A 15962-nucleotide genomic window follows, 5' to 3' on the forward strand; every position below is an offset into this window, starting at 1 on the left:
GCGCCACTATGACACCCCGGCGCCCGGGGATCGGCCCCTGCCCGCGCCCTCCTGCTCCCGCTCCCGCCGCTGGGCCTGCCTCTCCGCCGTGGACAGCTCCCAGGTGCGCACCAGGCGCGGGAGAGTGAGGATGACGAGCCCGCCGACCATGTTCAGCGGGATCACCCAGCTGAACCAGACCAGCCACTCGAGGTAGGTGGTCGGATCGCCCGCGTGCATCGACGCGAAGACCACGACCGAGCCGAGGGCGCCGTGCAGCATCCCGAGGCCCACCACCAGCAGCCCGGAGATGAGCGCGTTCGCGAGCGTCGCGATGCCCTCGTTCGAGCCCTGGCTCATCCGGGTCACGAGGGTGATCGTGAAGCCGGCGAGCACGGCGAGCGCCCCGGTCTCGAGGGTCAGACCGGGGTCGAGATAGCTCGCGGTGGTCTCGCGCAGCACGTCCTCGAAGCGGGGGAACGCCGCGATCACCACCCAGGTGAAGGCCCATCCGCCCACCAGGTTCGTGACGAGGGTGACCGCCCACAGTCGCAGCAGCTGCGGCCAGGTGCCGTGCCCGGCCATGATCGCGTTGATGGGAACGAGGAACTCCTCGGTGAACAGCTCCGAGTGCGCGAGCCGCAGCGCGTAGAGACCGATACCGAAGGCGAGCCCGCCGAGCAGCTTGGAGCCGGTCGCGTCGACCACCGCGAGCATCGCCAGCAGGCCCAGGCCCACGTCGATCCCGCCGAAGAGCCCGGTGACCACGAGCGCGCGCCAGGTGCGGTTCAGCCGGTTCGCGCCCTCGGTGACGGTGTTCTCGAATTCCTCGACGAGGGCGTCCTCGACGGCGTTGTCGCGTTCGCCCAGGCGTCGGCGCTCCGCCGCCTCGTCGGTATCGGCCGGGTGCTCGGCGGCCTCCGGCTGCTCGTCCGCTCCCGACTTCTCGGCGGCCACCGACGGCTCGGTCGCCTCCGGCTGCCCGGACTCCGCCGGCCCCTTGTTCTCCGACGTCTCCGCGGTCCCTGCCATGGTGCCTCCTCGTCGTCACGTGGTCGCGGTCCGGATTGGACGACGCCGGGCACCGGCGGCCGGCGCCGGCACCTCGGCCGGGCCCGTGCTCGTGCCCGGTCCATCCGGGCGAGACCGTGCCCGGTCCGTCCGGCGGGCCGGACGCTGGACGTCGACCGGCGGATCCGCGCCCCGCTCCCGGTGCCATGATGGGCTGAACCTACCCCCTGCCGACGCGATCAGGAGACATCGATGACGAGCTCCCCCGCCCCCGCGACCGAGTGGACTGGACGACACGACGGCGACGGCCCCGAGCACGCTCGCTGGCACCAGGCGGTGCGCGTCGTCGGAGCCGGGACGGGCAGCGCGACGACGGGTGCCGCGACCACGGACGGCGCGCCGGCCCCCGCGAGCTCCGGCGCCGCAGCCGTCGATGCTGCGGCGCCCGGAGCCACGGCCCCCGTCACGGCACCGGATCCCGCCGCCGATCACGTGGCGCTGCTGGGCTTCCGCTCCGAGGAGGGGGTGCGCCGCAACCGCGGCCGGGTCGGGGCGGCCGACGGTCCCGCGGCGCTGCGCCGGGCGCTCGCCCCGATGGCGCTGCACGGCCCGCTCGCCCGCGGCGAGGTGGAGCTGCACGACCTCGGCGACGCCGCGACCGTCGGCGAAGATCTCGAGGCGGGGCAGACCGCGGCCGCAGCGCTGACCGCGCACGGCCTGGACCGGGCCGGCTCCCGTCTGACCGTCGTGCTCGGTGGCGGACACGAGACCGCGTGGTCCTCGTACCGGGGGCTGATGGACTCGGGCATCGGCCCGCGCGCCGGCCGGAGCTGGGGCGTGCTGAATCTCGATGCGCACTTCGACCTGCGCGAGGAGCCGCGCCCCACCTCCGGCACGCCCTTCGCGCAGATGGCCGCCGCCGAGCAGGCCGCGGGCCGGGACCTGCACTACGCGGCCCTGGGGATCGCCGAGCCCTCGAACACGGGCGCGCTGTTCGCGCGGGCCCGTGAGCTGGGCGTCCGCTGGTGGACGGACGAGCACTGCCTCGCCGCGGGGGCCGAGGGGATCACCCGGTTCGTCGAGGACTTCGCCGCGGAGCTGGACGTCCTCTACCTGACCATCGACCTCGACGTGCTGCCCGCCGCGGTCGCCCCGGGGGTCTCGGCCCCCGCGGGCCTCGGGGTGCCGCTGCCGCTGATCGTCGCGGCCGTGCGCGCCGCGGCCGGTTCCGGGAAGCTCGCCCTGCTGGACGTGGTCGAGCTGAACCCGTCCCTCGACGTCGACTCGCGCACCGCCCGCACCGCCGCCCGGCTGATCGACGAGGCGGTGCGCACCGTGACCGGCTCCCGCGCCTGACCTCGACCATCCTGCTCAGCGCAGTCGCACGAAGGAGCGCAGTCCCGCCTCGTGGTCGTGGGCCTCGACGAAGCCGAGCGCCTCGTAGAAGGCACGCTGCCCGGGATCCGCGTCGGTGAGCAGCACGTGCTGCCGCACCTCGCCGAACGGGGCCAGCGCCGCCTCGACGAGTCGTCGGCCGATCCCCTGTCCCTGTGACTCGGGCCGGACCAGCACGTCCTGCAGGTACGCGATGACGGCTCCGTCCCCGACCGTCCGCGCGAGGCCGATCAGGTCGCCGTCGCGCCGTGCGGTGACCACCGATCCGCTCCCGGAGAAGGCGCGCTCGAGGATCGCTGGGTCCTCGGTGTACGCGCTCCACCCGACCGCGTCGTAGAGGTCGAGCGCCTCGCCGAGCGCGGGCACCTCGGCGCGGACCACGACCCCGCCACCTGCCGCGTCGCTCACTCGCCCGTCCTCCCGTCGATCGCCTCGCGCAGCAGGTCGAGGTGTCCCACGTGGCGGGCGTACTCCTCGATGAGGTGCATGAGGATCCAGCGCAGATTCAGCGGCTCGCCGGCGCGGCCGCCGCGCACGGGGGCGTCGAGGTCCGTCCAGCTCGCCTGGGCGGCACGGGCGTCCCGGACCCGCTCCCGATAGAAGGCGAGGTCCGTCGCGGCTGTGGCAGGGGTGCCGTCCAGGTGATCGCCATCGGGGCGCTCCGGCGTGCAGTACGGGTCGGGCCGAGCTTCGCCGAGCAGCACCTCGCGCAGCCAATACTCCTCGACGACGCCCAGATGGCGCACGAGACCGAGCGGGCTGAGGTCGGAGGGCGGCACTGCGCGGCGGCACAGCTGCTCCGCGTCGAGCCCGGCGACCTTCTGCAGCACGGTCGCGCGATGGAACTCGAGCCAGGCGTCGAGGGACTCCCGCTCGGAGGCGAGGAAGGGCGGATCGACGCGCGCCGCGTCGAGCGGGGTGGGGTCATGGCTCATGACGTGCACTCTTCCACGCCCCATCGACCCGAGGTGAGGAGATCTCAGCGCGCGGGGCGCCCCGCTCCTTTCCGCACCCCGTCATCCCCTCAACCCGCCACCTCGACCGGGATCCGGGTCGCGGTGGTCAGGTACGGGCGCAGGGCGTTCCAGTACGGCTATATAGCCGTAGTGGAACGCCACACGCCACTAGTCGACCATCCCTTCCCGCACACCCGCACCCCCACTGCCCACAGCCGGACCCGCCTTGCCCCCGGCGCCCCCACCACCGGCAGGCCGCCACCCGGCGTGGACCAGCTGGAAGAGGCGGCAGTCCGCCCACTTCCCGCCGAGGCGGAGATAGTCCCTGGCCAGGCCGTACTCGGCAAAGCCGCACTTCTCGAGCACCCGCACGGAGGCGTCGTTGCCCACCTGCACCTCCGCCTGCAGCCGATGCAGGCCGAGACCACCGAAGGCCACGGCGAGCGCGGCGCGCACCGCATGGGTGGCGATGCCGCGGCCGGCCTCCTCGTGGTCGACCCAGTAGCCGAGCGAGGCGGACTCGAAGGCGCCGCGGATGATCCCGGAGAGGGTCAGGCGGCCGACCAGCCGTGAGGATCCTCCCTCGAGCACCCGTATCCCCAGCGGCAGCCCGAGCCCGGCGTCGGCGGCGGCGAGAGCCTGGGCGATCGCCTCCCGCTGTCCCGCCTCGGTGAACCATTCCGCGGGCCGCACCGGGGCGCCGACGAGCAGCCGCTCCCGATTCCGGGTCTCCAGAGCGAGCAGCGCGGGGGCGTCGGACGGGGCGAGGAGTGCGAGGTCGACTTGAGCCCGACGGAACGGCGTGTGCGGCATGACCAGCACTCTCGCACAGGTCGACGGTCGGCGAGCCCCCTGCCCGCGAGCACCCGTCGGCGTAGACTCGACCCTCCCGCGCCCCAGGAGCCGCCATGTCCGCCGCGTCCCCCGACCACCACCACTCCGCGCTGCTGGACCCCGCCTCTCCGGCGATGGGCGAGCGGCTCGTCGAGGCCTGGCGCACCGGCACGCTGGTGATGCCGCTGCGGGACGACTCCTCTCCCGTGCGCCTGCCCGGGTTGCATAAGTCGGTGCTGCCGCCGACGCTGTCGGGCCCGGCGCGGGTGACGCTCGCGGGAGTCGGCGAGCGCTTCGCCGCCTGGAGGGTCTCGCCGCAGGAGAACGCACCGTTCATCGTGCGGATCCCGCATGTCGCGCCCGACGAGCTGCACCAGGATCTGGCGCACGAGATCGCCGCGCTGACCCTGATCCCGCCCGAGGTGGGGCCGGACCCGGTCGCCTTCCACGACGATCCCGCGACCAGTCCGATCGGTCACCCGTACGTCGTCACCACGGACGTGCCCGGCACCGCCGCAGCTCCCGAGGCGTGGACCGCGGCCCATCTCGCCGCCCACGCCGAGCTCCTCGCCCGCCTGCACTCGGTGCCCGCCCCGGGCCGCGGACCCGTCTCCCTCGGCGAGGACCCGTGGGCCGCCGTGCCGTCGGGGCCGCCCTCGCTGCTCAGCGAGGTGGAGGAGGAGATCGCCGCATGGCGGGCGCTGCACGGTCCGGTGATCGCGGAGCACGGCCTCGATCGGTTCCTCGACGCGGCGCGGGAGCGGGTCGCCGCGATCGAGCCGCAGATCGCGGGGCTCGACGGGTTCGTCCTCGCGCACGGCGACCTGTGTGCGACCAACATCCTGTGGGAGCGGACCGGGGACGACGCGGGCGGACTGCGTGTGCGCTGCATCGACCTCGAGTGGGCCCAGGGCGACGATCCAGCCCGCGACCTGGCGATCATCGGCGGCGCCGTGCACGGCGGGCCCTGGTACGTGCCGCTCGAGGAGGAGGCGGTGGACGCCTTCGTCGGCGCCTATGCGCGCGCCCGCGCCGAGCAAGGCGAGCTGCCGGGGTCCGCGGCCGACGTCGGCGCGTTGCGCGAGCGGATGCGCGCCTGGACCGCTTATGAGCGCACCGCGATGCTCGTCCACGTCGCATCCCGCGCGACGACCCGCACCTCGCACCGACGGGTGCTGCCGATCCTGCGGGGCACGCTCGCCGCGGAGCTGGGCATCGCGGACGACTGAGCCGTCGTCGCCCGTCGACCGCGCTGCCCCCACCGCGGCCTGCACGGCTGGCCCTCCCCCGGTCCCCGATGCCACGGTGGCCCCATGGACGACTTCGTCAAGAGATCACCGAACGCCCCCGCCGGGTACGCCGCCGCCGAGGCCGCGGGGCTGCGCTGGCTGGCCGAACCGCGCGCCGTGCCCGTCGTCGAGGTGCTCGAGGAGGGGAGGGATGAGCTACGGCTGGTGCGGCTCGAGTCCGTCGAGCCCACGGCCGACGCCGCCCGGGAGCTGGGCCGGGGACTCGCCCGGCTGCACGATGCGGGAGCGCCCGGCTTCGGCTGGTCCCCCGCCGAGCCCGCGTTCTTCGGGCCGCTCGAGAAGCCCTTCCCCGTCTCGACCCGGGTCGAGGACGACTTCCCCGACTTCTGGGCCGAGGGTCGGCTGCGCCCGCTGGCCGACAAGGTCACCCGCACCCTCGGCGCCGACGGGCACGACACCGTCGACGAGGCCATCGACGTGATCGCCGACGGCGCCTACGACGGCATCAGCGGCCAGGGCACGGAGGAGCCGAGCCGCGTGCACGGCGACCTGTGGTCGGGGAACGTGCTGTGGACGGCGGCCGGCGCGACCCTCATCGACCCCGCCGCGCACGGCGGCCACCGCCTCGAGGACCTCGCCCTGCTGTCGCTCTTCGGCGCGCCCTTCCTCGAGGAGATCTTCGCGGGCTACACCGCCGAGCATCCGCTGCCGGGCGACTGGGAGCAGGACCTCCCCGCGCACCTCTTCTTCGCCCTGCTCGCCCACGTGCACCTGTTCGGCGAGGCGTACGTGGACCAGGCCATCGGCACCGCCGAGGCGATCATCGCCCGGGCGGACGCACTGGGGTTCTGAGCCCGGGACGGCGCGCGAAGATCAGTCCCGCCAGCGCCGGGCGAACCGGCCCGGGGACAGGCCCGTGGAGGCAGTGAAGTCCCGGGTGAAGTGCGCCTGGTCCGCGTAGCCGAGTCGGTCGGCGAGCTGCGCGAGCGCCTCCGGGCCGCGCAGCGCACCGGCCGCCTCGTGGAGCCGGCGCCGGCGGATCAGCCAGGCGGGGCTGAGCCCCAGCCGCCGGGCGGTGAGCCGCTGCAGGCTCCGCTCGGTGATCCCGAACCGCTCGCACAGCGCGCCCACGGCGAGCAGCTCCGGGTCCTGTTCGACCTCCTCCACCAGGGCGTTGACCAGCAGGTCCTCCTCACCCGGCGGCCCGAGCAGTTGGAGGCGCCGCACCCACAGCGCGCAGCACGCGGCCTGGGCGTCGGGATCCGTGGGATCCGCCGCCATCCGCGCCCTCACCTCCGCGGTGAACCCGGCGAGCAGCGGGACCGCGTCGAGCTCGCGGTAAGTGCCGGTGAGCTCCGCGACCGGCCCGCCGTGCAGCACGGCTCCGGCGGCCGGGGCGAACATCGCCCCGAAGCCCCAGCCGCGCCCCTCGAGCACGGTCGTGGACAGTCCCGGGTTCGGCCCCAGCAGCCGCGAGTATGCGGGGGTCGTGATGGCGAGGCAGACGGGATACTGCAGCACCTTCTGCTCGGCGGTCCCGCCGCGGGGCACGTCCCAGACCGGGATCCAGAAGCGGCGGAGCCAGCCGCGCACGTGCTCCGGCGCGGACGGGCGGGCGATGGTGAAGCTGCGGTCCGCGGGATCGCGCAAGTGGGCGCGCTCGATGTCGTCCGGCGTTGTCGCGTCGTCCCCGGCGTCCGGCCTCTCGCCCCCGTCCCCGGGAGCGCCCGCCGGTGCGCCGCTGTCGGTCCCCATGGCCGCAGGGTAGCGCTGTCGGGAATGTGCAAGACCGCCCCCGCGGGGCTCCGTAACGTCGAGGGGGCGCGGCGGAGGGACCGCCGCGGAGGAGGAGCCCGCCATGAGCATCACGACCGGAGAGTCCACGACCCAGGACCCTGCACCTCGGGAGCCCGCGTCCGGAGAGCCCGCTGCCGGGAACCCCGCTGCCGCCGACGTGCACGGCGCTTGGCGGCAGCTCGCCGGGCCCTTCACCGCCGAGGTGGAGGCCGTGCGCGACTGGTCGGCGGCGAGCCCCTGCGCCGGGTGGACCGCCCGCGACGTCCTGGACCATGTCCGCGGCACCCAGCGGGAGTTCCTCGCCGGGCACTCCCTGATGCCGGAGACGGCCGGGGGATCGGCCGACGGGGACCCCGCGGCGACTGGGGCCGACGGGGACCCCGCCGCGCAGTGGGCCGCGCACCTCACCGCGGTCGAGGCGCTGCTCGCGGATCCAGAGATCGCGGGGCGGGAGTACGACGGCGCCTTCGGCCCCACCACGATCGGCGCGACCCTGCTCGAGTTCTACGGGGTGGACCTGCTGCTGCACCGCTGGGACCTGGGAACCTCCCAGGGCCGCGACGTGTCCTTCACCCCGCGGGAGATCGACGTGGTGGACGCAGCGGTCGACGCCTGGGGCGAACACGCCTACGGTCCCGGCATCTTCGCGGCCCCGCTGCCGGTGGCCGAGGGCGCCGACGCACGCACCCGCCTGCTCGCGCGGACCGGACGCGCCGGCTGATCCGGCTCCGCCCTCGACGTCCGGGCGGACGTCGAGGGCGGGAGCGGGTCAGGGGCCGGGATCAGTGGTCGTGACCCTCGTGGTCCTCGTCGCCGCCGGCGTCGGAAGCGCCGTGATCGTGGCCCTCCTCCTCGGCGTGGTCGTGGCCCTCGTGGTCCTCGTCGGACTCGCTCTCGGAGGAGCCGCCCACCTCGTACTCGCCCGACGTGGTCCCGGTGGTCACCTGGATCTCGTGGGGCACGACGGGCAGGTCGAGAGTCCGGTAGACCTCGCCGCTCGCGACGTCGACCATGCTGAGCGTCTGCGTGGCGGGGTCGACCACGAAGGCGGTACCGTCGGCGACCGCGAGCATCGGGCCGGCCTCCTGCCACTCGGCGGGCTCCTCCCACGGCTCGACCACGGGCACCTCGTGGAGCATCTCGCCGGTCTCGGGGTCGAGGATGTTCAGCTCGCCGTCGTAGGTGAGCACGAGCGCCTCTCCGTCGGGGCCGCGGTCGAGGCTGCGGAACCAGTAGGACGAGCCCAGGTCGACGATCTGCTGGGTCGCGTCGCGGGTGTCGATGAGCGCGATCGAGGTGGGGTGCTCGGTGCCGCCCGCCGGCTCGGCCTCGACCTTGTTGTCGGCGAGGACGATCGGGGAGTCCTCGCGACCCTTCTGGTTGCCGGAGCGCTGGTAGTCGGTGTCGACGGCGACCTTGTGGAACGCGCCGTCGCGGTAGATCACGGAGCCGTTCTCGCAGCCCAGGGAGATGACGTCCCCGGACTCGGTGGGCAGGGCGGCGGCCTCGCCGTGGACCCCCGGGCAGTCGTCGGTCTGGGCAGTGACGTTCCCGTCGGCGTCGAGGACCTGCACGGTGCTGCGGGCGTCCTCGGTGCCCTGGGTGGTGAGCAGTCCGCCACCTGTCAGGGGGACGGCGACGCCGTGGTGCGGGGCGTCGGTCGAGAGCTCCTCGAGGACGGTCAGCTCGCCGTCGGCGAGGGCCGACGGGTCGATCACGGTGATCGCGCCGGTGCCGTCGGCGAAGATCGCGGTGCGGTCGCCGTGGGGGACGACGTGGCCGGGGTGCGGGGCGTCGACGGCCATCCCGGTGAGGGCGGGTGCCTGCGTGTAGTAGTGGTTGTGATCGCCGTGGGGCTGGACCAGGAGGCCGGTGTCGTACATGGTCACGGCGTCGGAGGCGCTGACGGCGACGTGGCGGCCGTCGCCGGTGGGGTTCAGGCGGACGTAGCCCTCGAGCGGGGTCTCGTTCAGGACCGACCCATCGGAGGAGTCGAGGGTGAGGACGCCGCCGTCGTAGGCGAGGACGATGCGGGGACTGAGCGCGCCGACCTCGGTGCGGTCCGAGCTGGACTCGGTCGCGGTGCCGGAGCCGGCATCGGACGTGCCGGAACCGCTGGTGGTGCCGGTGCCCGCGCAGGCCGAGAGCGCGAGCACGCCCGCGCCGAGGAGGGCGACAGTCCGCCGCTTGGTGATAATGCTTCTCATCAGGTACATGCCAGGAAGCTACCAGCCGATGAGAATGTTTCCCATTTACGGGGCTGTGGGCTGGGTCACTCGTGGGGCCAGACGGCCGACCGCCCCGGAGCGCGGCTCGACGCGCCCCCACGCGCCCCTCAACGCACCGAGTGCTGCATCCGGGCCGCTACGACAGTGTCATAGCGGTCCAGATGCAGCACTCGATGAAGAGCGACCTCCGCGCCGAGTCGGCTCAGATGACGCCGAAGGCGATCATCGCGTCGGCCACCTTGCGGAAGCCGGCCACGTTCGCACCCACCACGTAGTCGCCCGGGCGGCCGAGCTCCTCGGCGGTCTCGAGGCAGGTGGAGTGGATGTTCTTCATGATCTCGGTGAGGCGGCGCTCGGTGTGCTCGAAGCTCCAGGCGTCGCGGCTCGCGTTCTGCTGCATCTCGAGCGCAGAGGTGGCCACGCCTCCCGCGTTCGCGGCCTTGCCGGGGCCGAAGGCGGTGCCAGCCTCGCGGAACACGGTCACGGCCTCGGGGGTGCAGGGCATGTTCGCGCCCTCGGAGACCGCCTCGACGCCGTTCTTCACCAGGGTCTGCGCATCGGCCTCGGAGAGCTCGTTCTGGGTGGCGCTGGGGAGGGCGATCGCCGCCGGGACGTCCCAGACGCTGCCGCCCTTCACGAAGCGCGCGCCGTTGCCGCGGCGGTCGGCGTACTCGTGGATGCGGCCACGCTCGACCTCCTTGATCTGCTGGAGCAGCTGCAGGTCGATGCCGTTCTCGTCGACCACGTAGCCGGAGGAGTCCGACGCCGTGATCGGCACGCCGCCGAGCTGCTGCGCCTTCTCGATCGCATAGAGGGCCACGTTGCCGGAGCCGGAGACCGCGACGCGCTTGCCCTCGAAGGAGGAGCCGCGGGCCTTCAGCATCTCGTCGGCGAAGATCGCCGCGCCGTAGCCGGTGGCCTCCTTGCGCACCAGCGAGCCGCCCCAGTCCAGGCCCTTGCCCGTGAGGACGCCCGCCTCGTAGCGGTTGGTGAGGCGCTTGTACTGGCCGAAGAGGTAGCCGATCTCGCGGGCGCCCACGCCGATGTCACCGGCGGGGACGTCGGTGTACTCGCCCATGTGGCGGTGCAGCTCGGTCATGAAGGACTGGCAGAAGCGCATGACCTCGCCATCGCTGCGACCGTGCGGGTCGAAGTCGGAGCCGCCCTTGCCGCCGCCGATGGGCAGGCCGGTGAGCGAGTTCTTGAAGATCTGCTCGAAGCCGAGGAACTTCACGATGCCGAGGTTCACGCTCGGGTGGAAGCGCAGGCCGCCCTTGTACGGGCCGAGGGCCGAGTTGTACTCGACGCGGAAGCCGCGGTTGACCTGGGTGACGCCCTGGTCGTCGACCCACGGGACGCGGAAGATGATCTGCCGCTCGGGCTCGCACATCCGCATCAGGATGCCGTGCTCCTGGTACTCGGGGTGACGGTCCTGGATGAGCTCGAGGGACTCGAACACCTCCCGGACTGCCTGGTGGAACTCCGGCTCGCCAGCGTTGCGGCGGAGGACCTGGTCGAAGGTGCCCTGGAGCGTCGAGTCGAGCATCGCAGTCCTTTCAGGGGCCCGATGGGCCCGAAGTCGCGGGGCCCTCGGGATTCGGAGGGCGGAGCGGGGTCAGCGTACGCGCGCCGTGCGCGCGGAGCACGGGGTGTTCGGAGGGCGGTCGGCGTGAGGTGCGCGCAGAGCGGCGGGCGGCCGACGGGGACCCCGTCGGCCGGGGCGATCGTCGGCCCGCACCCACCGGCACTCAGCCGTCGGCCCCGCCGTCCTCGTCCGGGCTGAAGACCTCCTCGATGCGCACCCCGAAGAGTCGGGCGATCGCGAAGGCGAGCGGGAGGGAGGGGTCGTACTTGTCGTTCTCGATCGCGATGACCGTCTGCCGGGAGACGCCGAGCTCCTTGCCCAGCTCCGCCTGCGACCAGCGGCGCTCGGTGCGGCGGGCCTTGATGTCGTTGCGCATGGCGGGGCTCCTCAGCGGTAGCGGACGGTGGAGAGGACGGTGCCGATCAGCCATCCGATCATGAGGATGGAGAAAGCGAAGATCCAGTTGATCTGCGGCAGGCCGAAGAACTGCAGGGCGCCGACGATCAGGATCAGCGGCGTGGCGATCACGAAGGCGAAGAGCACCGCCTCGGCGATCTTGCGCCGCTCGAACTCGTCACCGCTGCGGTACATGGCGATGTTCGCGATCGCCATCAGCGCGATCCCGGGGACGGAGAGGACGAGCGCCGGCAGCCAGAGCGGCAGACCGATCGTGACGCCGAGCGGGCTGAACGCGAGGCCGAGGGCGTAGAGCAGGACGCCGGTGAGGAAGCGGGCGACGAAGGCGCGGTTGGCGGAGCGGCGGGTGGTGGTGGCCATGAGGTGGGTCCTTCCAGGGAGGGGGAGATCGGATCGAGCGGGGGCACGGGGGTGGGCGGGCGACCGGGCCGACGGGGCCGACGGGGTCGCCGCCGCTGGCTCAGAGGAGGGCGAGGGCGAGCGTGGGCAGGCCCAGGAACAGCAGGTCCAGACCCCAGTGGGCGAGGACCAGCGGCATCAGGCGCTTCAGCCAGAGCCACAGCCCACCGAGGATCAGTCCGGCGAAGAGGGTGGTGAGGACCTTGGCTGCGACATCGGGACCGGAGGTGAGAGCGAAGCCGATGTGCTGCACACCGAAGACGATCGCGACGACCACGAGGGAGCCGATCCGGCCGAGGCTGCGCTGCAGGCGGGGCTGGGCGTAGCCGCGGTACACGGCCTCCTCGGCGAGGGCGATGGTCAGCGGGGCGATGAGGAAGGCCACGAGACCCACCCACAGCGGGATGGACGGGACCGCACCGGTCGCGACGGGCGGGGCGCCGCCGTAGACGATCAGGTTCGCCGCGAAGTTCGAGACGAGGAAGCCGATGACCACGATGACCAGCATCAGCACGCCCCAGAGGAGGTCCATCCAGCGCCAGGGGCCGAAGAGGTCGCGGAGTCGGGAGCCCTCGGCGCGCAGCGCGAGGCCCACGGCGGCCAGCGCGAGCACGTCCACGATCACCACCAGGGCGTTGGAGTAGACGAGGGAGAGGTTCAGGGCCAGCAGCGCGGCGCCGAGGGCGAGGATCAGCACGGGCCGGAGGGCGAGGACGCCGGCGATGCGGAGCACCGGGACGGCGGGGGTTGCGGCGGAAGCGACGTCGGCGGTGACGGTGGCGTTGACGGCGACAGGACCGGTATCGGTGCTGGTAGCGGTGCCGGAGACCGGGGCGGAAGCGGTGGAGTTCATGCTTCGAAGGTAAGGAGTCCTTAACATCTCTGTCAAGCGATCTTGACAGATTTAGTCAAGATTCCTTGACTCCGCAGGTCAAGGGGCCTTGACCTGCAGCTGGGTCGGCGCCCCGTCGGCGCCGCGTCCACGCCGAGTGCTGCATCTGAGCCGCCACGCGTGGCCCGAAGCGGTCCAGATGCAGCACTCGGTGAGATCGGTCCGGATGGGCAGGCCCCGACACGGTCCAGATGCAGCACTCGGTGAGATCGGCCGCGTCGGCCCGGCTCACCGCCCCCGTCGACCGGACCCGGCCCGTCAGCCGGCGAGAACCCCGCGGACCCAGGCCGGGTCGTCGGTCGTGATCGTGTCGGCCCCGCAGGCCAGCGCGACGGCCAGCTGCTCGGGCGTGTTGATCGTCCACGGGTTCAGCCGCAGCCCCGCCTCGTGCACCGCGCGGGCGGCCGCGAGGGAGAGGCCGTCGATCGCGGGGCCGAGACCGGACGCGCCGATCTCCCGGGCGGTCGCGACCGCCGCCTCGTCGACGACGCCCACCAGGTAGCTCACCGGCACCCCGGCGGTGCGGCGGATCTCGGCGAGCGCCTCGGGGTGGAAGGAGATCACGGTCGAGGCGGCCGCCGGCGAGCCCTCGGGCAGCTCGCGCAGCAGGGTGGCCACGGCCGACGCCGCCGCAGCGGCCTTGACCTCGATGAACACCGGCACCGTGGTGAGCGCGAGCAGCTCCTCGAGGCTCGGCACCTTCTCCCCGCCTTCGAGCAGGACCTCGTCGAGCTCGGCGCGGGTGAGCTCGCCGATCGCCCCGGTGCGGCGCGGGGAGTCCGCGGCGGCGGTGCGGTCGATCGCCTCGTCGTGCATCACCACGACGTGCCCGTCGGCGCTCAGGTGCACGTCGCACTCGAGCAGCTCGGCGCCGTCGGCGAGGGCGCGTCGGAAGGCGGCGAGGGTGTTCTCGGGGGCGTGGGCGGGCGCTCCGCGATGGCCGACGACGAGCGGTGCCGGGGCGGCGGCGGGGACGGTCACGGTGCCTCCAGGGGAGCGAGGGGATCGGGGCCGACGATAGCGCGGGCCCATACCGGGTCGTCGACGGTGAGCGTGTCGCAGCCCAGCTCGAGGGCACGCTCGAGCTCGACCTCGGAGCGAGCCGTCCACAGGTTCAGCAGCACCCCGTGCTCGAGGCACCAGGCGACGTCCGCGGCGCGGGCGTCGGCGATCCGCACCCCGATCTGGGCCACCGCGAGGTCTTCCGCCGCCGCGAGGAACTCCGGGGAGGTGGCGGTGGTGGTGAGCAGGCGGGGGATCTCCGGCGCCAGCTCGCGCGCGGTCCGGAGTGCCTCGGCGTGGAAGGAGATGATCCAGGCCGGGGCCGTCCCCGGGTCCGCGAAGGCCGCGGCGCCGAAGCGTTCGCGGAGGATGCGGACCACGAGTCCGGCCGCGGCCGGGGCCTTGACCTCGACCAGCAGCGGCACGACGGTGCCGTCCTCCCGTCGGGCCGCGTCAAGCACCGCGGCGAGGTCGGGTACGCCCTCCCCCTCCCCCACGAGCACCCGGTCGATCTGGGCGCGGGTGAGCTCGGCGACGGCGCCGGTGCGCAGCGGGGAGTCCGGCTGCGCGGTGCGATCGAGGGTCGCGTCGTGGAGGACCACGTCGTGGCCGTCGGCGCTGAGGTGGACGTCGCACTCGAGCAGCGCCACCCCTTCCGTCGCGCCGCGGCGGAAGGAGCGCACCGTGTTCTCCGGGTCCAGGGCCGCCGCGCCGCGGTGGCCCACCAGCGCGGGGCGTGCGGGCATCGCGGCCCGGGGACGGCCGCGCTGCCCGGGCGCCGGGGCGGTCACTTCCAGCCCTCGAAGGCGATCGCCTCGATGTCCTCGCGGTTCTCGTCGAGGATGTCCTGGAGCTTCGTGGCGGCGGCGCTGAGGGCGTCCTCCGCGGAGGTGCCGTCGCCGTAGACCTTGGTCTGGGCGGAGGAGATCTCGGTGACGGCCGCCTGGAACCAGTTGGTGTAGTCGGCGGTGCGGGCGTTCTCGAGCTGTGCGAGGGCGACCCCGTAGTTGGGGTTCTTCGCGACGAGGTCCTTCACGGTGGAGGTCTCCGCCGCGGCCTGGACGATCGGCACGTAGCCCGTCGCGGCGTGCCAGGCGGCGGACTGCTCCGGCAGGGCGAGGAAGCGGAAGAACTGGGCGGCGGCGTCCTGGCGGTCCTTCGAGTCGCCACGCACCACGGACAGGCCCGAGCCGCCCGTGGGGACGGCCTTCTCCTGGCCCTCCTTGGCGAGCATGAACGCGGTGCCCACCTCGAAGACGCCCTCGGTCGCGGCGGTCGTGCCGGTGAGGCTCGCGGTCGAGCCGCGCATGCCCGCGGAGATGCCCGAGGTGAAGTCGGTGCCCGCGGCCTGCGCGAGGTAGCCGAACTTGTCCTCGTGGATGAACTTCCGCTGCCACTCGAGCCACTCGAGGCCCGGGTCGTCGGCGATGGTGACGGCGAAGTCCTGGTTCGCGTTCGCGCCGCCGAAGCCCCAGATGTCGGCCTGGCCGTGCCACGCGTCGTCGGCGGTGAAGGCGAGGGCGGCGAGCGGACGGCCGTCGACCTGGATCTTCGCGAGCTCGGGGCCGAAGGCCGCGAGGTCCTCCCAGGTGGAGGGGCCCTCCTCGGGCAGGCCCGCCTCGAGGTAGCGGGTCTTGTTGAAGTAGAACAGCGGCGTGGAGCGGGCGAAGGGCACCACGTAGGTCTTCCCGTCGGCCTTGCCCTCGGCGACGTAGTTCTGCAGGTAGACGTCGAGGCTCCACTCGTCGTCGAAGTAGTCGTCGAGCGGCGCGAGGGCGCCGGAGAAGTAGAACTGGAGCCACTGCATCTCGGGGAAGCAGACGATGTCCGGGACGGCGCGGGCCTGCAGGGCGGCGGTGAACTTCTGGTTCAGCTCCGCGTAGCCGCCGACGGACTCGGCGACGACGACCACGTCTTCCTGCGACTCGTTGAACTCGGTGATCATGCCGGAGAGCGCCTCGAAGGCGCCGCCGGTCCACGGGGCCCAGAACAGCACCGCGGTGCGGTCCTCGTAGCCGGCGGGGATCTTGAGGTCGGCCTGGGCGAAGCCGTCGCGGACGGGTCCGTCGGAGGCGTCGCCGCCGCCGTTGGGGGCACCGCAGGCGGCGAGGCCGGTGCCGGCGGCGCCCAGGGCGAGGGCGGCGAGCATCCGGCGGCGGGACAGGGGGCTGAGGTGGCTGAACGAGGACATGGTGGTCTCCTGGGATGGGGTGGGGT

The 15962-nt window shown here is 73.3% G+C and carries 17 protein-coding genes; 4 read left to right on the forward strand and 13 right to left on the reverse strand.

Features of this window, described 5'->3' with window-relative positions; translation table 11 throughout:
• Window positions 1-6 precede the first annotated feature (6 nt).
• On the reverse strand, window positions 7-1011 hold the full coding sequence (locus V1258_RS08425; protein WP_329749220.1) for a formate/nitrite transporter family protein: 1005 nt from the start codon (window positions 1009-1011) through the stop codon (window positions 7-9).
• Between the two features lie 231 nt (window positions 1012-1242).
• On the opposite strand from V1258_RS08425, the gene hutG reads away from it, so the two are divergent.
• A complete protein-coding gene (gene hutG / locus V1258_RS08430) occupies window positions 1243-2346 on the forward strand; it encodes a formimidoylglutamase (protein WP_329749221.1) in 1104 nt (367 codons plus the stop codon).
• A 15-nt stretch (window positions 2347-2361) separates the two neighbouring features.
• Here the strand turns inward: hutG and V1258_RS08435 are convergent, their stop codons facing one another.
• From V1258_RS08435 to V1258_RS08445, 3 genes are all read right to left on the reverse strand, one after another.
• Window positions 2362-2793, reverse strand: a complete 432-nt coding sequence (locus V1258_RS08435; RefSeq protein WP_329749222.1) for a GNAT family N-acetyltransferase — start codon at window positions 2791-2793, stop codon at window positions 2362-2364.
• Complete coding sequence (locus V1258_RS08440; protein ID WP_329749223.1) at window positions 2790-3320, reverse strand: DinB family protein; 531 nt, start codon at window positions 3318-3320, stop codon at window positions 2790-2792. The genes V1258_RS08435 and V1258_RS08440 overlap by 4 nt, the downstream gene beginning before the upstream one ends.
• A gap of 189 nt (window positions 3321-3509) precedes the next feature.
• On the reverse strand, window positions 3510-4154 hold the full coding sequence (locus V1258_RS08445) for a GNAT family N-acetyltransferase (protein WP_329749224.1): 645 nt from the start codon (window positions 4152-4154) through the stop codon (window positions 3510-3512).
• A gap of 95 nt (window positions 4155-4249) precedes the next feature.
• On the opposite strand from V1258_RS08445, the gene V1258_RS08450 reads away from it, so the two are divergent.
• Both V1258_RS08450 and V1258_RS08455 read left to right on the forward strand, forming a co-directional pair.
• Window positions 4250-5404, forward strand: coding sequence for a phosphotransferase family protein (locus tag V1258_RS08450; protein WP_329749225.1), 1155 nt, complete (start codon window positions 4250-4252; stop codon window positions 5402-5404).
• 84 nt (window positions 5405-5488) lie between these two features.
• Window positions 5489-6277 carry a fructosamine kinase family protein gene (locus V1258_RS08455; RefSeq protein WP_329749226.1) on the forward strand — a complete coding sequence of 263 codons (789 nt, stop codon included), beginning with the start codon at window positions 5489-5491 and terminating at the stop codon, window positions 6275-6277.
• A gap of 21 nt (window positions 6278-6298) precedes the next feature.
• Here V1258_RS08455 and V1258_RS08460 read toward each other — a convergent pair whose 3' ends face one another.
• Entirely contained in the window at window positions 6299-7180 is an 882-nt protein-coding gene (locus V1258_RS08460) for a helix-turn-helix domain-containing protein (protein ID WP_329749227.1), read from the reverse strand.
• A 103-nt stretch (window positions 7181-7283) separates the two neighbouring features.
• Between V1258_RS08460 and V1258_RS08465 the strand changes: the two genes are divergently transcribed.
• Window positions 7284-7943: a TIGR03086 family metal-binding protein gene (locus tag V1258_RS08465; RefSeq protein ID WP_329749228.1), complete on the forward strand. Its 660-nt coding sequence runs from the start codon at window positions 7284-7286 to the stop codon at window positions 7941-7943.
• A 61-nt stretch (window positions 7944-8004) separates the two neighbouring features.
• Here V1258_RS08465 and V1258_RS08470 read toward each other — a convergent pair whose 3' ends face one another.
• The 8 genes from V1258_RS08470 to V1258_RS08505 all read right to left on the reverse strand — a co-directional run bounded on the left by V1258_RS08470 (window position 8005) and on the right by V1258_RS08505 (window position 15936).
• Window positions 8005-9429 carry a hypothetical protein gene (locus V1258_RS08470; protein ID WP_329749229.1) on the reverse strand — a complete coding sequence of 475 codons (1425 nt, stop codon included), beginning with the start codon at window positions 9427-9429 and terminating at the stop codon, window positions 8005-8007.
• Between the two features lie 223 nt (window positions 9430-9652).
• Window positions 9653-10996: an NADP-specific glutamate dehydrogenase gene (gene gdhA, locus V1258_RS08475; protein ID WP_329749230.1), complete on the reverse strand. Its 1344-nt coding sequence runs from the start codon at window positions 10994-10996 to the stop codon at window positions 9653-9655.
• 202 nt (window positions 10997-11198) lie between these two features.
• Window positions 11199-11411: a helix-turn-helix transcriptional regulator gene (locus V1258_RS08480; protein ID WP_329746024.1), complete on the reverse strand. Its 213-nt coding sequence runs from the start codon at window positions 11409-11411 to the stop codon at window positions 11199-11201.
• Between the two features lie 11 nt (window positions 11412-11422).
• The gene (locus V1258_RS08485; protein ID WP_329749231.1) at window positions 11423-11812 is read right to left on the reverse strand and encodes a hypothetical protein; all 390 of its coding nucleotides are present in this window, start codon (window positions 11810-11812) and stop codon (window positions 11423-11425) included.
• 100 nt (window positions 11813-11912) lie between these two features.
• Complete coding sequence (locus V1258_RS08490; RefSeq protein ID WP_329749232.1) at window positions 11913-12704, reverse strand: CPBP family intramembrane glutamic endopeptidase; 792 nt, start codon at window positions 12702-12704, stop codon at window positions 11913-11915.
• A 297-nt stretch (window positions 12705-13001) separates the two neighbouring features.
• Window positions 13002-13724, reverse strand: coding sequence for a glycerophosphodiester phosphodiesterase (locus tag V1258_RS08495; RefSeq protein WP_329749233.1), 723 nt, complete (start codon window positions 13722-13724; stop codon window positions 13002-13004).
• Complete coding sequence (locus V1258_RS08500) at window positions 13721-14491, reverse strand: glycerophosphodiester phosphodiesterase (RefSeq protein WP_329749234.1); 771 nt, start codon at window positions 14489-14491, stop codon at window positions 13721-13723. Before V1258_RS08500 ends, V1258_RS08495 begins: the two co-directional genes overlap by 4 nt.
• Before the next feature lie 41 nt (window positions 14492-14532).
• Window positions 14533-15936, reverse strand: a complete 1404-nt coding sequence (locus V1258_RS08505; protein ID WP_329749235.1) for an ABC transporter substrate-binding protein — start codon at window positions 15934-15936, stop codon at window positions 14533-14535.
• Window positions 15937-15962 lie beyond the last annotated feature (26 nt).

This window comes from Brachybacterium sp. J153 (genome assembly GCF_036311905.1).
Classification (GTDB): Bacteria; Actinomycetota; Actinomycetes; order Actinomycetales; family Dermabacteraceae; genus Brachybacterium.

Coding starts and splice junctions, on each gene's coding strand:
- V1258_RS08425 (WP_329749220.1), bottom strand. CDS start 1,011: ATGGCAGGGACCGCGGAGACGTCGGAGAACAAGGGGCCGGCGGAGTCC.
- hutG (WP_329749221.1), top strand. CDS start 1,243: ATGACGAGCTCCCCCGCCCCCGCGACCGAGTGGACTGGACGACACGAC.
- V1258_RS08440 (WP_329749223.1), bottom strand. CDS start 3,320: ATGAGCCATGACCCCACCCCGCTCGACGCGGCGCGCGTCGATCCGCCC.
- V1258_RS08445 (WP_329749224.1), bottom strand. CDS start 4,154: ATGCCGCACACGCCGTTCCGTCGGGCTCAAGTCGACCTCGCACTCCTC.
- V1258_RS08450 (WP_329749225.1), top strand. CDS start 4,250: ATGTCCGCCGCGTCCCCCGACCACCACCACTCCGCGCTGCTGGACCCC.
- V1258_RS08455 (WP_329749226.1), top strand. CDS start 5,489: ATGGACGACTTCGTCAAGAGATCACCGAACGCCCCCGCCGGGTACGCC.
- V1258_RS08460 (WP_329749227.1), bottom strand. CDS start 7,180: ATGGGGACCGACAGCGGCGCACCGGCGGGCGCTCCCGGGGACGGGGGC.
- V1258_RS08465 (WP_329749228.1), top strand. CDS start 7,284: ATGAGCATCACGACCGGAGAGTCCACGACCCAGGACCCTGCACCTCGG.
- V1258_RS08470 (WP_329749229.1), bottom strand. CDS start 9,429: ATGAGAAGCATTATCACCAAGCGGCGGACTGTCGCCCTCCTCGGCGCG.
- gdhA (WP_329749230.1), bottom strand. CDS start 10,996: ATGCTCGACTCGACGCTCCAGGGCACCTTCGACCAGGTCCTCCGCCGC.
- V1258_RS08480 (WP_329746024.1), bottom strand. CDS start 11,411: ATGCGCAACGACATCAAGGCCCGCCGCACCGAGCGCCGCTGGTCGCAG.
- V1258_RS08485 (WP_329749231.1), bottom strand. CDS start 11,812: ATGGCCACCACCACCCGCCGCTCCGCCAACCGCGCCTTCGTCGCCCGC.
- V1258_RS08490 (WP_329749232.1), bottom strand. CDS start 12,704: ATGAACTCCACCGCTTCCGCCCCGGTCTCCGGCACCGCTACCAGCACC.
- V1258_RS08500 (WP_329749234.1), bottom strand. CDS start 14,491: ATGCCCGCACGCCCCGCGCTGGTGGGCCACCGCGGCGCGGCGGCCCTG.
- V1258_RS08505 (WP_329749235.1), bottom strand. CDS start 15,936: ATGTCCTCGTTCAGCCACCTCAGCCCCCTGTCCCGCCGCCGGATGCTC.